The sequence below is a fragment of the Bradyrhizobium sp. BRP56 genome, assembly GCF_020194035.1.
GTDB classification, from domain to species: Bacteria; Pseudomonadota; Alphaproteobacteria; order Rhizobiales; family Xanthobacteraceae; genus Bradyrhizobium; species Bradyrhizobium australafricanum.
Window position 1 is genome coordinate 16,582 of record NZ_JADYVV010000070.1, and the last position, 13,538, is coordinate 30,119.

Here is a 13,538-nt window from a genome sequence, read left to right on the forward strand (position 1 = left end):
GGGATAGGCTCTAGGCGGCGAGATCGGCGACGACCGCGTCGAGCACCGGGAATCCCGACTTGGTCACGCGGAGCCGTCCGTCGGCGTCGACGGCGATCGCGCCTTCCTCGCGCAGCAGGGCGATCCGGTGCGGGTCGAGCTGGCGACCGGAGAGCTTCGCATAGCGCTTGGGATCGATGCCCTCGGCGAGCCGCAATCCCATCAGCAGAAACTCGTCGGCGCGTTCTTCACTGTTGAGGCTGTCATCGCTGACGACGCCGTGACCGCGCTCCTCGACGTTCAACAGCCACGCCTCGGGGCGCCGCTCGGTTGCGGTCGCGTGCCTGACGCCATCGATGTCGAGCCGGCCATGTGCGCCAGGGCCGATGCCGGCATATTCCTCACCGCGCCAGTAGACGAGGTTGTGCTTGCACTCCGCGCCGGCGCGGGCGTGATTGGAGATCTCATAGGCCGGCAACCCTTCGCGGGCGCAGACCTCCTGCGTCACGTCGTAGAGCGCGCGCGCGGTCGCCTCATCCGGCGTCTGCAATTTGCCGGCGGCATGCAGTCCGAAGAACGGCGTGCCTTCCTCGATCGTGAGCTGGTAGAGCGACAGATGCTCGGCCGCTTCCGAGATCGCCTGCTTCAATTCATCGGCCCACATCCGCGGCGTCTGGTCGGGCCGCGCATAGATCAGATCGAACGAGTAACGGTCGAACGCGCTTCGCGCGATCGCGACCGCGTCGAGCGCCTCGCGCGCGGTGTGCAGGCGGCCTAGCGCCTTCAGCGAGGCGTCATCGAGCGCCTGCACGCCGAGCGAGACGCGGTTGACGCCGGCTGCGCGATAGCCGCGAAAGCGCGTCGCCTCGACGCTGGTCGGATTGGCCTCGAGCGTGACCTCGACATCGCGCGAGACCTGCCAGTGCTTGCCGATCGCATCGAGCACGGCGCCGACGGTCTGCGGCTGCATCAGCGACGGCGTGCCGCCGCCGAGGAAGATCGAGGACACCTGACGCCCCGGCACGCGCGCGGCCGTCGTCTCGATCTCGCGGGCGAACGCGCGCACGAAACGCTCCTCGTCGACGGGCGCATACCGCACGTGGCTGTTGAAATCACAATACGGGCATTTCGACAGGCAGAACGGCCAGTGCACATAGACGCCGAAGGCTTCTCGGTCAGCGTGGCTCAAGGCAGATCTCCGCGAGCTTCACGAAGGCGCGGGCGCGATGCGACAGGCCGAGCCCGAGCGGCGGCAGGCCGTGCTTCTCGATGCTGGTCATCTCGCCGAAGGTCCGCGTGTAGCCGTCCGGCAGGAAGGCCGGATCGTAGCCGAAGCCGGCAGTGCCGCGCGGCGGCCAGACCAGGGTTCCATCGGCGCGCGCCTCGACCTCCTCGAGATGATCGTCGGGCCAGGCCACGCACAACGCCGACACGAAGTGTGCCTTGCGCCGGTCCGGCGTGGTGGCGCCGCGTTCCTGCAGCAGCCGCTCGATCCGCGTCATCGCCGCCATGAAATCCTTGCCCTCGCCAGCCCAGCGCGCCGAGTAGATCCCGGGCGCGCCGTCGAGCGCGTCGACCACGAGGCCGGAATCGTCGGCGAAGGCTGGCAGTCCGGTCGCCTTCGCTGCCGCGATCGCCTTGATCGCCGCGTTGGCGCGAAAATTGTCTCCGGTCTCCTCGGGCTCGGCGAGGTCGAGCTCGCCGGCCGACACCACCTCCACGCCGTGCGGCGCCAGCAGTTCCCGCATCTCGGCAAGCTTGCCGGGATTATGGGTGGCGATGACGAGCCTTCCGGTGATTCGGCGGTGCATGACCAATCTGACTACGCCACCGCGATCTTTTGCAAGTCGACCAGACGCGCGACACCTTTGCGCGCCAGCGCCATCAGCGCCAGGAATTCACCTTCCGAGAACGGCGTCTTCTCGGCGGTGCCCTGCACCTCGATGATCCGGCCGTCCCCGGTCATGACGAAATTGGCGTCGGTGTCGGCTTCGGAATCCTCGGCATAGTCGAGATCGAGCACCGGCGTGCCCTGGTAGATGCCACAGGAGATCGCCGCCACATTGTCGCGCAACACATTGGTCTTCAGCATGTTGCGGGTCTTCATCCAGTTGATGCAGTCGGCCAGCGCCACCCAGGCACCGGTGATCGAGGCGGTGCGGGTGCCGCCGTCGGCCTGGATGACGTCGCAATCGACCGTGATCTGGCGCTCGCCGAGCGCCTCCAGATCGACGGCCGCGCGCAGCGAGCGGCCGATCAGCCGCTGGATCTCGACCGTCCGGCCGCCCTGCTTGCCGGCCGAGGCCTCGCGGCGGGTGCGCTCCAGGGTGGCACGCGGCAACATGCCGTATTCGGCGGTGACCCAGCCGCGGCCCTGGCCCTTCAGCCACGGCGGCAGCCGCTCTTCCAGCGTGGCGGTCACCAGCACATGGGTGTCGCCGAACTTCACCATGCAGGAACCCTCGGCATATTTGACGACGCCGCGTTCCAGCGACACGGGACGCAGTTCATCGGGTGCACGGCGGCTTGGCCGCATGAAATCCTCCAGAAATCCGAGAAAATTGGCTGGCCGTGCTTGTAGGAGCGGGAAGGGGCAGCGGCAAGGGTTTTCGGCCCCGGTATGGTCCGGTACGAGGGGACCGAATGCATGCTTGTCATCGGCCTCCCGGATCGACAAATTATGCAGTAATTGTGAGGGACTGGAGTGTGACTCACCACGATCCGATTGGCCTGATCGCGCCGCATGCCGGGCTCGCCCAGCTCAACGAGCGTTCGCGCGACATTTTTCGTCAAATCGTCGAAAGCTATCTCGCGACCGGCGAGCCGGTCGGTTCGCGCAACATTTCGCGCCTGATCGCATTACCGCTGTCGCCGGCCTCGGTCCGCAACGTGATGTCGGATCTCGAGCAACTCGGCCTGATCTATGCGCCGCACACCTCCGCCGGCCGGTTGCCGACCGAACTCGGGCTACGCTTCTTCGTCGACGCGCTGATGCAGGTCGGCGACCTCACCGAGGCCGAGCGTCAGTCGATCCAGACCCAGCTTGCGGCCGTCGGCCGCGCGCAATCCGTCGAGGCCGCGCTCGGCGAGGCCTTGACGCGGCTGTCGGGACTGACCCGCGCCGCGGCGGTGGTGCTGACGCAGAAGTCGAATGCACGGCTGAAGCATATCGAGTTCGTCCGGCTGGAGCCGGAAAAGGCGCTGGTCGTGTTGGTCGGCGAAGACGGCCAGGTCGAAAACCGCGTCCTGGCGCTGCCGCCGGGTGTTCCATCCTCGGCCCTGACCGAGGCGACGAATTTCCTCAATGCGCGGATTCGCGGCCGGACGCTGGCTGAAGCGCGGCTCGAGCTCGAGACGGCATTGACGCAAAACCGCGCCGAGCTCGATCAGCTCACGCAAAAGGTGGTCGCGGCGGGCATCGCGAGCTGGTCCGGCGGCGAGAACGAGGACCGCCAGCTGATCGTGCGCGGTCACGCCAATCTGCTGGAGGACCTGCATGCGCTCGACGACCTGGAGCGCATCAAGTCGCTGTTCGACGATCTCGAAACCAAGCGCGGCGTGATCGATCTGCTCGGCCGCGCCGAGCGCGGCGAGGGCGTGCGGATCTTCATCGGCTCGGAGAACAAGCTGTTCTCGCTGTCGGGTTCCTCGACCATCATCGCGCCCTACGGCGACGCCCAGGGCCGGATCGTGGGCGTCCTCGGCGTGATCGGACCGACGCGGCTGAACTATGCGCGGGTGATCCCGACCGTCGATTATGCCGCGCGCATCGTCAGCAAGATGCTGGGCGGCTGACCGGAGGGGCGATTTCGCTTTCATTTGACGGGTTTTCTTCACCCAAGCCGGAGATCCCGGTTCCCGAGACCGGTATGTTGCGCTTGATTTTCGCCGCCCAAAGCACGATATCCCGGCAAGCAATCCCCAAGATTTGAACCGACGCGAGTTTTCGAGAAGGCAAGCCATGACCGATCCGAACCGGGCCAATGACAACACCGAGAATTCGGCGCCGACGGGTGAGCCCGTGGTCTCGAAGCCCTACATCATGCCTGACGAGCCCGAGGCCGGATCGGCGGAGGCGCTGACCAAGGAACTCGCCGAGGCGCGCGACCGGACGCTGCGCACGCTGGCCGAGATGGAGAATCTCCGCCAGCGCACCCGCCGCGAGGTCGCCGACGCCAAGACCTACGGCATCACCGGCTTTGCCCGCGACGTGCTCGATATCGCCGACAACCTGCAGCGCGCGCTCGATGCGGTGCCGTCCGAAACCAAGGAAGCCGCCGATCCCGGCCTGAAGGCGCTGATCGAAGGTGTCGAGCTGACCGAACGTTCGCTGCTCAACGCGCTGGAGAAGAACGGCGTCAAGAAGTTCGACCCGATCGGCGAGAAGTTCGATCCGAACTTCCAGCAGGCCATGTTCGAGGTGCCTGATCCGTCGGTGCCGTCGGGCACCGTGGTGCAGGTCGTGCAGGCCGGTTACATGATCGGCGAGCGCATCCTGCGTCCGGCACTGGTCGGCGTCTCCAAGGGCGGCGCCAAGGCCGCCCCGACCGCCGACATCACCGCCTGATCCATCCCGATCCCGGCTGCGCGTTTGTGAGCTCGCGGATTGCGCGGGCTCACGGTCGCGGCTTCTCGTGTGCCTTCGGCCAATAGGTGCCGAAGCTCCAGAGATTTCCTTCCGGATCGCGGCAGGCGAAGTCGCGGCTGCCATAGTCGGTATCGCGCAGTTCCATCTCGATCTTGGCGCCGGCAGCCTTGACCTTCGCGTGCAGCGCGTCGGGATCGTCGACCGCGATATAGATCGAGTCGGTGCGGCGGTTGTCGAGGTCGCCGACCAGCCTGCCATATGCGTCGTCGCGGCTCTGGCCCAGCATCAGCATCGAGGAACCATAGGCGAGCTCGGCGTGATGGATGACGCCGCCATCGCGGTAGACGACGTGTTCGGTGAACCCAAGCACCGTCGTGAGCCAATTGGTCATCGCCTCGGCGTCCTTGCAGCGCAGGGTCGGGTAGATGCGGGGCGGTTCGATGTCGTGCGTCATGGTCGCTCACCTCCTTGGCTGACGGCGCCATCCTGCACGAGGCAACGCGGCGTCGGCTTGAAGGTTTGTTACCAGTCCGCCAGCCCGTCGCCGGCGTGAACCAGCCGGCGGTCGGTCAAGGCCTGGCGGCGCGCCCAGGCGGTTGGCGGTTCGCCTGCGAATTCGACGAACTCGCGGGCGAGATGGGCCTGGTCGGCATAGCCGCTTTCCGCCGCGATCCCCGCCCAGCCAAGCGCTGCGCCGCTTTGCGCCAGCCGGCTCGCCCGGTGAAACCGCATCATGCGCGCCAGCGATTTGGGGGCGAGGCCGAGTTCGGACCGAAACCGGCCAGCCAGATGCTTGCGGCTCCAGCCGATCTCGTCGGCCAATGCCGTGATGCTGATGGCACCGGTCGAACGCGCCAGTTTTCGATAGGCGAACGCGATTCGGGAGACGGCATGTGGCCGGCGCGGCGCAGCACGAACGCCTCGATCAGGTCGAAGCGGCGCTGCCAGCAGGTCACGGCGCCGAGTTGCTCGCGCAGACGACGGCCATCATGGCCGAGCACATCGTCGATATCGACCATGCGCCCGACCAGGTCGGTCACGGCGCCGCCGAAGAAGCTGTAGGCGCCAAGCGGGGTGAAATCGACCTGCACGCAGGCGGCGCGCCCGTCGGACTCGATGTAAACAGGCCCGGCATGCAGGCCGGCGGCGAAGCTGAGCTGACGATCGGCCGCACTGGGCTCGCGCGACAGCGCGATCAGGAACGGCGAGCCGAAACTGATGATCAGCGGGACGATCAGCGGCGCGGTCTGCCGCTGCGCGAACCGGCCTGTTGCGGTCTCGCGATAACCGGTGATCCGGACGATCAGGCCCGCGATGCGCGGCGATGGCAGGCGCTGCGCGAGATCGAATGCAACGGGTGACGCAGGCTCGGCCATGCGGATCTCGCGAGGCGGCGTCCTACGCGATATCCGAGGACTGGATGCGCTTGACGCCGGCCTTGGCCATGTCGTCCCAGGCCTTGGCGAGCGATCCCTGGGTGTCGATGCCGCGGCAGGCATCTTCCACCACATAGGTCTCGAAGCCGGCCTTGCGCGCATCGAGCGCGGTCCATGCCACGCAGAAATCGGTGGCGAGCCCGGCCACGAAAACCCGCTCGACGTTGCGCGCCTTCAGATACGCGGCGAGCCCGGTGGTGGTCTTGCCGTCGGCCTCGGTGAAGGCGGAGTAGCTGTCGACGTCCTTGTGAAAACCCTTGCGGATGATCAGCTCGGCGTGCGGGATCGCGAGTTCCTTCGACAGCGAGGCGCCGTCGGTACCCTGGACGCAGTGGTCGGGCCACAGCACCTGCTTGCCATAGGCAAGATCGACGATCTCGAACGGCTTCTTGCCGGAATGGGTCGAGGCAAAGGAGATGTGTCCGGGCGTGTGCCAGTCCTGCGTCATCACCACATTGGCAAAGCTCTTGGCGATCCGGTTGATCACTGGCACCACCTGCTCGCCGTCCTTCACGGCAAGGCTGCCGCCGGGCAGGAAGCAGTTCTGGACGTCGATCACGAGCAGCGCGGAGCCGTCGTCGGGCTTGATCGCAGCCGCCCAGAGATGTTTTGGAATTAGCGCCGCAAGCGCCAGCGTACCGAGCCCTGCAACAACCTGTCGTCGATCCGGCATCGCGCCCCTCCTCGCTTTGATAATTGCACGAGGAGGCTAGTTCCGTTCGGCGAACGACGAAAGTGGGATTTTTCCGACTGGAGCTGCGAGCGGCTGATCAGCCGCGCGGCTGGATGCCGTCGCGCACCGCGCGGAAGCGCGGGAAGGCCTTCTCCCAATCGGTGCGCGGGGAGCTACCGATAATGCGCATCGATGTTTGCGCGCCGAACCGCAGCCACTGCACGATGGTCACCGGGGTATTGTCCTTGCCGCTGACGGCGTCGATGCGCGTCTCGAAGCCGGGCTGGCCGTCGATCCGGATCGGTTCGGACATGGTGATCCGCCCGTCGCGCACGCCGGGGATCGTGGTGGCGATCTGCTGGGCGAAGCGACCGCGATCATCCGGTGTGGCCGGGGCCGAGCCGATGATGCCAAGCAGCATGAATGGCTTGGTCTCAAGGCCCTTCTCGTCGCCGTCGGCCATCAGCAGCGCCGCGCCCGGCGCCAGCATGCGGACATTCTTGAAGCTGCTGAGCTCGGTGACCTTGAACGGCATCATGCCGAGCTGTTCGTCGACCGGCACCTCGTTGCGGATCTGGGCGGTGGCGAACATCTGCCGCACGGCGTCGTCGGTGTAGATCTTGCTCGCGTTCTCCGGCACCTGCACCGCGACATAGCCTGAGAAGGTCGGTCCCGGCAGGATCATGGAATAGCGCCGCACATTGGTGGTGCCGTCACGCGCGCTCTCCACGGTGTAATAGGCGAGGCCGGCCGGCGTCTCGAGGCTCTCCGGCTTGATGTTTCCGCTGCCGGCCGGGTTGGCCTTGAAGGCGCTCACGACCTCGTTGTAGGCGTCCGCGGGCAGATCGGCGATCAAGACCTTCACGCCCTGGTCCTCGGTCTCGAAGCCGATGAACGACTTGGCGCGGTTGAGGCCCACCAGCGGCTTCATCCCGACATGCGCGCCCGGCGGAAACACCACGTCGGCGGCAAAGCCACGACAGGTGGCAGCAAGCAGCAAGGCAACCGCAACGAGAAGTCGAAAAGGCGTCATGGGGGATCTACCGGTTTTGCTTGGTGGCCGCGCAACGGGGCCGGTGCAGGGCTGGATGGCCTCTTTCAGTCGGACCGCTTTTAGCGGTTTTGATGACCCTGCAACAGGCCGCCAAAGCCGCGCTCCGGGCCTGCAGGCCCGATTCCATGGGCTTTTCGTCCCGATTGGCTGGCACTTTCCAGTTTCCCGACGTTTCCGACGATCGGCCACCAGCGGCCAAACAGCGCGCCCTCGGCCTGCGCCCGCTTCCGCATACGACGTTTGTGAGTGTTCACTCAACAGCGCGGACGTCTCGTGGCGGATGTTCGCGGTCGACGGCGTGCCGCATCATTGCCGATTTGTTAACTTGGATCGGGCTTGAACCGGCGCTGCAGCCGGGCTGACACAATCTTTCAAACGTCAGTCTTTTCAGGCCTCAACGTTGCGTCCAGTCCTTGCGGGCAGGACCCTCTCTCCTATATCAGGCTCACCGTCGCAATATCGCGAGTATGTGAACGTCTGGGGGTTCGGTACGGAGCGCCGTCAGGGCCCAACCAACCTGCCGTAGCAAAGAGGATATCAAAACCATGGGTAAGGTCATTGGGATCGACCTCGGCACCACGAATTCGTGCGTCGCCGTAATGGATGGCAAGAACGCCAAGGTGATCGAGAATGCCGAGGGCATGCGAACGACGCCGTCGATCGTTGCTTTCACTGACGATGGCGAGCGCCTCGTCGGCCAGCCGGCGAAGCGCCAGGCGGTGACCAATCCCGAGCGTACGTTCTTCGCGGTGAAGCGCCTCATTGGCCGCCGCTATGACGACCCGATGGTCGAGAAGGACAAGAAGCTCGTTCCCTACAAGATCGTCAAGGCATCGAACGGCGACGCCTGGGTCGAAGCCGATGGCAAGACCTATTCGCCCTCGCAGGTCTCGGCCTTCATTCTGCAGAAGATGAAGGAGACCGCTGAGGCGCATCTCGGCCAGAAGGTCGAGCAGGCCGTCATCACGGTTCCCGCCTATTTCAACGACGCGCAGCGTCAGGCCACCAAGGACGCCGGCAAGATCGCCGGCCTCGAAGTGCTGCGCATCATCAACGAGCCGACGGCTGCCGCGCTCGCCTACGGTCTCGACAAGTCGAAGTCCGGCACGATCGCCGTGTACGACCTCGGCGGCGGCACCTTCGACGTCTCGATCCTCGAGATCGGCGACGGCGTGTTCGAGGTGAAGTCGACCAACGGCGACACCTTCCTCGGCGGTGAAGATTTCGACATGCGCCTGGTCGGCTATCTCGCCGACGAATTCCAGAAGGAGCAGGGCATCAACCTGCGCAACGACAAGCTTGCCCTGCAGCGCCTGAAGGAGGCTGCGGAGAAGGCCAAGATCGAGCTGTCGTCGACCACGCAGACCGAAATCAACCTGCCGTTCATCACGGCTGACCAGACCGGTCCGAAGCATCTGACGATGAAGCTGACCCGCGCCAAGTTCGAGGCGCTAGTGGCCGATCTCGTCGAGAAGACCATCGAGCCGTGCCGCAAGGCGCTGAAGGATGCCGGCCTGACCGCCGGTGAGATCGGCGAAGTGGTGCTGGTCGGCGGCATGACCCGCATGCCGAAGATCCAGGAAGTCGTGAAGCAGTTCTTCGGCAAGGAGCCGCACAAGGGCGTCAATCCCGACGAGGTCGTCGCGATCGGCGCTGCGATCCAGGCCGGCGTGCTGCAGGGCGACGTCAAGGACGTGCTGCTGCTCGACGTGACCCCGCTGTCGCTGGGCATCGAGACGCTGGGCGGTGTGTTCACCCGCATCATCGACCGCAACACCACGATCCCGACCAAGAAGAGCCAGGTGTTCTCGACCGCCGAAGACAATCAGGGCGCTGTCACCATCCGGGTCTTCCAGGGCGAGCGTGAAATGGCGGCCGACAACAAGATGCTCGGCCAGTTCGACCTGATGGGTATTCCGCCGGCTCCGCGCGGCATGCCGCAGATCGAGGTGACCTTCGACATCGACGCCAACGGTATCGTCAACGTCTCGGCCAAGGACAAGGCGACCGGCAAGGAACAGCAGATCCGGATCCAGGCATCCGGCGGTCTGTCCGAAGCCGACATCGACAAGATGGTCAAGGACGCCGAGGTCAACGCGGCCGAGGACAAGAAGCGCCGCGAGGCTGTCGACGCCAAGAATCATGCCGACGGTCTGGTTCACTCGACCGAGAAGGCTCTGGCCGAACACGGTTCGAAGATCGCCGACACCGAGCGCCGCGCGATCGAAGACGCCGTCAGCGACCTCAAGGAAGCGCTGAAGGGCGACGACGCCGAGGCGATCAAGGCCAAGACCAACACGCTGGCGCAGGCTTCGATGAAGCTCGGCGAGGCCATGTACAAGCAGCAGGCCGAGGCCGATGCGGCCAAGGACGCTGCTAAGGATGACGTTGTCGACGCGGAGTTCACCGAGGTCGACGACGACAAGAACAGCAAGAAGTCTGCTTAAGCGGATTTGCGATCATGACCCTCACACCAATGAGCACGCGCCGCGTCTCGGAGGAGTGGGGGTCATTTTTCTTTAAGGCGATCGCTGCATCTTCCAGACAGGCGCAATCCTTTACGCAATCCTTGGCGCAATCTTTGGCGATCGCGATGAACTTCGGACGGAATTGAAGGATGTCCACCAAGCGCTGCTACTACGAGACCCTCGAGGTTGAGCGGAACGCGGACGAGACCAAGCTGAAATCGGCTTTCCGCAAGCTCGCGATGAAATGGCATCCGGACAAGAATCCGGGCGACGCCACCAGCGAAGTCCGGTTCAAGGAAATCAACGAAGCCTATGAGGTGCTGAAGGACGGCGACAAGCGCGCCGCCTATGACCGCTTCGGTCATGCCGCTTTCGAGCAGGGCATGGGCGGCGGCGGTCCCGGCTTCGGCGCCGGCTTCGCCTCATCCTTCTCCGACATTTTCGAAGACCTGTTCGGCATGGCCGGGCAGCGCCGCGGCGGTGGCCGCGAGCGCGGCGCCGACCTGCGCTACAACATGGAGATCACGCTCGAGGAGGCCTTCCAGGGCAAGACCGCGCAGATCGAGATCCCGGTCTCGGTCACCTGCGAATCCTGCTCGGGCACCGGCGCCAAGGCCGGTACCAAGCCGAAGACGTGCTCACATTGCGGCGGCGCCGGCCGTATCCGGCAGGCCCAGGGCTTCTTCACGCTGGAGCGGACCTGTCCCGGCTGTCAGGGCCGCGGCCAGATGATCGAGGATGCCTGCACCTCCTGCGCCGGTTCCGGCCGGGTGACGCGCGAGCGCACGCTGTCGGTCAACATTCCCCCGGGCGTCGAGGACGGCACCCGCATTCGTCTCGCCGGCGAAGGCGAGGCCGGTGTCCGCGGCGGACCGCCCGGCGACCTCTACATCTTCCTGTCGCTGACCACGCACCAGTTCTTCCAGCGCGACGGCGCCGACCTGCACTGCCGCGTGCCGATCTCGATGGTGACCGCAGCGCTCGGTGGCGAATTCGAAGTGCCGACCATCGACAAGGGCAAGACCAAGGTGAAGGTGCCGGCCGGCACCCAGTCCAGCCGGCGATTCCGCATCGCATCAAAGGGTATGCCGGTGCTCCGTTCGCGCCAGACCGGCGACATGTATGTCCAGGTCGTGGTCGAAACGCCGCAGAATCTGACCAAGAAGCAGCAAGAACTGCTGATGGAGTTCGAAAAGCTGTCGTCCGGCGCAACCCAGCCGGAGGCAGCGGGTTTCTTCTCTAAGGTCAAGGACTTCTTTGGCAATCGCTCCGTCTAGCCGCAGTCGTTATGCTTGACCGTAACGACTTCGACCTATACGTCTTTGTGACTGTTTTCTGACAACCGCTCGATTGTGCGGTCCCCGCCTGGTAGCGACATGCCTTTGCAATCGTCCGTGCGTGCGTCGAAGAAGCCCCTCCGTCTCGACGACGAGGTTCGATTTCTCCGTTCATGGATGGAGAAGCCGCTGCATATGGGCGCGGTGATGCCGTCTGGGCGGCTGCTCGCGCGCACGATGGCGCAATATGTCGATCCCGACGCCGAGGGGCCGGTCGTCGAACTTGGACCGGGCACCGGGGCGATCACCAACGCGCTGATCGAGCACGGCGTGGATCAGAAGCGTCTCGTCCTGGTGGAATACAATCCCGGCTTCTGCGCCTTGCTGCGCGAACGCTATCCGCACGCCAGGGTCGTCCAGGGGGATGCCTATACGCTGCGCGATACGCTGTGGGAGGTGCTGAAATCTCCCGCCTCGGCCGTGGTCTCCGGCCTGCCGCTCGTCACCAAGCCGATGCTGACCCGCCTGAGGCTGGTCCGTGACGCCTTCCTGGCGCTCGCACCCGGCGCGCCGTTCATTCAGTTCACCTATTCGGTGGTGCCTCCGATTCCGAAGTCGCTGCCGGGCGTGTCCACAGAGGCCTCCGAGCGGATCTGGATGAACCTTCCGCCCGCGCGGGTCTGGGTGTATCGCAAGGGCTGACCACCCGACGCCGTCGCGCCGGGCGTGCGCCTTACCTGCGATTTCAAAATGTCCGCGCTGAAAATCCTCGTGATCCCCGGATCGCTTCGGTCAGGCTCGCTCAATGCGAAGCTGGCTGCCGTGCTGGCGCACGAACTGGCGCAATCCGGCGCCGACGTCACCCGCATCTCGCTCGGCGATTTTCCGCTGCCGATCTATGACGGCGACCTGCAGGCGAAATCCGGCGTGCCGCAGCATGCCGTGAATCTGAAGCGGATGATCGGCGTCCATCATGGCGTGCTGATCGTGACGCCGGAATACAACTCCTCGGTGCCGGCGCTGGTGAAGAACACGATCGACTGGGTGAGCCGCGTGCAGGATCCGCATGAGGTGCGAGGTCAGGTGTTCCACGGCCGCGCGTTCGCGATTTCAGCCGCATCCGGCAACCGGCTCGGCGGCACCCGCGCGCTGGCTGCGCTGCGCCTGATCCTGACGGCGTGCCGCGCCACCGTGATCCCAAACCAGCTCGCGCTGTCATTTGCCGAGCAGGCCTATGACGATATGGATCATCTGAAGCACCAAGCCGACATCGACGCGATGCAGGCGCTGGTGCGGCAGCTGATCGACCATTCCCAACGCATGATGTGAGGTGACATGCAGCCAGCCAGGATCGCTCCAAGAGACCGGTTGATCGTGGCGCTCGATCTGCCGTCCGTCGCCAGCGCCGAGGCGATGATCGACCGGCTCGGCGATGCCGTCACCTTCTACAAGATCGGCTATCAGCTCGGTTATGCCGGCGGCCTCATCCTGGCGAAGCAGCTTGCAGGCAGCGGCAAGAAGGTCTTCCTCGATCTGAAGCTGCACGACATCGGCAACACCGTCGCGCGCGGGGTCGAAAGCGTCGCCGGGCTCGGCGCGACCTTTCTCACCGTGCATGCCTACCCGCAGACCATGAAGGCCGCGGTCGAGGCCCGCGCCGGCTCCGGCCTGAAGATCCTCGCGGTGACGGTGCTGACCTCCTACGACGACACCGACCTGCATGCGGCGGGCTATCGCCTCAACGTCTCCGATCTCGTCGAAGCGCGCGCCAGGCAGGCGCAGGCGCTTGGTGTCGACGGGCTCGTCAGCTCGCCCGAGGAGGCCGCCGCCTTGCGCAAGATCGTCGGCGATCAGATGAACCTGGTGACCCCGGGCATCCGCCCCGCAGGCTCGGCGACCGGCGACCAGAAGCGCATCATGACGCCGGCTCGCGCCATTGCCGCCGGCGCCGACTATCTCGTGGTCGGACGTCCGGTGATGGAAGCCGCCGACCCGAAGGCATCAGCCGAAGCCATTCACGCCGAAATCGCCCAGGCGCTCGCCTGAACAACAAGAGGGAGAAC

The 13,538-nt window shown here is 65.3% G+C and carries 16 protein-coding genes; 8 read left to right on the forward strand and 8 right to left on the reverse strand.

From position 1 onward, the window contains the following. Window positions 1–10 precede the first annotated feature (10 nt). From hemW to rph, 3 genes are read right to left on the reverse strand one after another with little or no spacing between them, the layout of a single operon-like run. Complete coding sequence (gene hemW / locus I6F38_RS34910) at window positions 11–1,168, reverse strand: radical SAM family heme chaperone HemW (protein WP_225163621.1); 1,158 nt, start codon at window positions 1,166–1,168, stop codon at window positions 11–13. Continuing rightward, window positions 1,155–1,790: an RdgB/HAM1 family non-canonical purine NTP pyrophosphatase gene (gene rdgB / locus I6F38_RS34915; RefSeq protein ID WP_225163622.1), complete on the reverse strand. Its 636-nt coding sequence runs from the start codon at window positions 1,788–1,790 to the stop codon at window positions 1,155–1,157. The genes hemW and rdgB overlap by 14 nt, the downstream gene beginning before the upstream one ends. 11 nt (window positions 1,791–1,801) lie before the next feature. Next, on the reverse strand, window positions 1,802–2,515 hold the full coding sequence (gene rph, locus I6F38_RS34920; RefSeq protein ID WP_016841497.1) for a ribonuclease PH: 714 nt from the start codon (window positions 2,513–2,515) through the stop codon (window positions 1,802–1,804). A gap of 170 nt (window positions 2,516–2,685) precedes the next feature. On the opposite strand from rph, the gene hrcA reads away from it, so the two are divergent. Next, the gene (gene hrcA / locus I6F38_RS34925) at window positions 2,686–3,774 is read left to right on the forward strand and encodes a heat-inducible transcriptional repressor HrcA (RefSeq protein ID WP_016841498.1); all 1,089 of its coding nucleotides are present in this window, start codon (window positions 2,686–2,688) and stop codon (window positions 3,772–3,774) included. 166 nt (window positions 3,775–3,940) lie between these two features. Further along, window positions 3,941–4,546 carry a nucleotide exchange factor GrpE gene (gene grpE, locus I6F38_RS34930; protein ID WP_225163623.1) on the forward strand — a complete coding sequence of 202 codons (606 nt, stop codon included), beginning with the start codon at window positions 3,941–3,943 and terminating at the stop codon, window positions 4,544–4,546. A 49-nt stretch (window positions 4,547–4,595) separates the two neighbouring features. On the opposite strand, the gene I6F38_RS34935 is transcribed toward grpE, so the two are convergent. From I6F38_RS34935 to I6F38_RS34950, 5 genes are all read right to left on the reverse strand, one after another. After that, entirely contained in the window at window positions 4,596–5,021 is a 426-nt protein-coding gene (locus I6F38_RS34935; protein WP_028341762.1) for a VOC family protein, read from the reverse strand. Between the two features lie 68 nt (window positions 5,022–5,089). Then, the gene (locus tag I6F38_RS44295) at window positions 5,090–5,389 is read right to left on the reverse strand and encodes a helix-turn-helix domain-containing protein (RefSeq protein WP_346657159.1); all 300 of its coding nucleotides are present in this window, start codon (window positions 5,387–5,389) and stop codon (window positions 5,090–5,092) included. After that, window positions 5,299–5,943, reverse strand: a complete 645-nt coding sequence (locus I6F38_RS34940; RefSeq protein WP_346657160.1) for a hypothetical protein — start codon at window positions 5,941–5,943, stop codon at window positions 5,299–5,301. The genes I6F38_RS44295 and I6F38_RS34940 overlap by 91 nt, the downstream gene beginning before the upstream one ends. 22 nt (window positions 5,944–5,965) lie before the next feature. Further along, the gene (gene pncA / locus I6F38_RS34945) at window positions 5,966–6,676 is read right to left on the reverse strand and encodes a bifunctional nicotinamidase/pyrazinamidase (protein ID WP_225163624.1); all 711 of its coding nucleotides are present in this window, start codon (window positions 6,674–6,676) and stop codon (window positions 5,966–5,968) included. Between the two features lie 97 nt (window positions 6,677–6,773). After that, entirely contained in the window at window positions 6,774–7,709 is a 936-nt protein-coding gene (locus tag I6F38_RS34950; protein WP_225163625.1) for a hypothetical protein, read from the reverse strand. A gap of 566 nt (window positions 7,710–8,275) precedes the next feature. Between I6F38_RS34950 and dnaK the strand changes: the two genes are divergently transcribed. The 6 genes from dnaK (at window position 8,276) to pyrF (ending at window position 13,521) form a co-directional block, all read left to right on the forward strand. Beyond that, window positions 8,276–10,177 carry a molecular chaperone DnaK gene (gene dnaK, locus I6F38_RS34955; protein ID WP_026192053.1) on the forward strand — a complete coding sequence of 634 codons (1,902 nt, stop codon included), beginning with the start codon at window positions 8,276–8,278 and terminating at the stop codon, window positions 10,175–10,177. Between the two features lie 14 nt (window positions 10,178–10,191). Further along, a complete protein-coding gene (locus I6F38_RS34960) occupies window positions 10,192–10,344 on the forward strand; it encodes a hypothetical protein (protein ID WP_176936801.1) in 153 nt (50 codons plus the stop codon). A gap of 3 nt (window positions 10,345–10,347) precedes the next feature. Next, a complete protein-coding gene (gene dnaJ / locus I6F38_RS34965; RefSeq protein WP_057020359.1) occupies window positions 10,348–11,475 on the forward strand; it encodes a molecular chaperone DnaJ in 1,128 nt (375 codons plus the stop codon). A gap of 99 nt (window positions 11,476–11,574) precedes the next feature. Further along, entirely contained in the window at window positions 11,575–12,177 is a 603-nt protein-coding gene (locus tag I6F38_RS34970; RefSeq protein WP_026192052.1) for an rRNA adenine N-6-methyltransferase family protein, read from the forward strand. A gap of 48 nt (window positions 12,178–12,225) precedes the next feature. Next, complete coding sequence (locus I6F38_RS34975) at window positions 12,226–12,804, forward strand: NAD(P)H-dependent oxidoreductase (protein ID WP_225163626.1); 579 nt, start codon at window positions 12,226–12,228, stop codon at window positions 12,802–12,804. A 6-nt stretch (window positions 12,805–12,810) separates the two neighbouring features. Further along, a complete protein-coding gene (gene pyrF / locus I6F38_RS34980; RefSeq protein WP_225163627.1) occupies window positions 12,811–13,521 on the forward strand; it encodes an orotidine-5'-phosphate decarboxylase in 711 nt (236 codons plus the stop codon). Window positions 13,522–13,538 lie beyond the last annotated feature (17 nt).

Coding starts and splice junctions, on each gene's coding strand:
- rph (WP_016841497.1), bottom strand. CDS start 2,515: ATGCGGCCAAGCCGCCGTGCACCCGATGAACTGCGTCCCGTGTCGCTG.
- I6F38_RS34970 (WP_026192052.1), top strand. CDS start 11,575: ATGCCTTTGCAATCGTCCGTGCGTGCGTCGAAGAAGCCCCTCCGTCTC.
- pncA (WP_225163624.1), bottom strand. CDS start 6,676: ATGCCGGATCGACGACAGGTTGTTGCAGGGCTCGGTACGCTGGCGCTT.
- dnaK (WP_026192053.1), top strand. CDS start 8,276: ATGGGTAAGGTCATTGGGATCGACCTCGGCACCACGAATTCGTGCGTC.
- I6F38_RS34940 (WP_346657160.1), bottom strand. CDS start 5,943: ATGGCCGAGCCTGCGTCACCCGTTGCATTCGATCTCGCGCAGCGCCTG.
- I6F38_RS34935 (WP_028341762.1), bottom strand. CDS start 5,021: ATGACGCACGACATCGAACCGCCCCGCATCTACCCGACCCTGCGCTGC.
- grpE (WP_225163623.1), top strand. CDS start 3,941: ATGACCGATCCGAACCGGGCCAATGACAACACCGAGAATTCGGCGCCG.
- I6F38_RS34975 (WP_225163626.1), top strand. CDS start 12,226: ATGTCCGCGCTGAAAATCCTCGTGATCCCCGGATCGCTTCGGTCAGGC.
- dnaJ (WP_057020359.1), top strand. CDS start 10,348: ATGTCCACCAAGCGCTGCTACTACGAGACCCTCGAGGTTGAGCGGAAC.
- pyrF (WP_225163627.1), top strand. CDS start 12,811: ATGCAGCCAGCCAGGATCGCTCCAAGAGACCGGTTGATCGTGGCGCTC.
- rdgB (WP_225163622.1), bottom strand. CDS start 1,790: ATGCACCGCCGAATCACCGGAAGGCTCGTCATCGCCACCCATAATCCC.
- I6F38_RS34950 (WP_225163625.1), bottom strand. CDS start 7,709: ATGACGCCTTTTCGACTTCTCGTTGCGGTTGCCTTGCTGCTTGCTGCC.
- I6F38_RS34960 (WP_176936801.1), top strand. CDS start 10,192: ATGACCCTCACACCAATGAGCACGCGCCGCGTCTCGGAGGAGTGGGGG.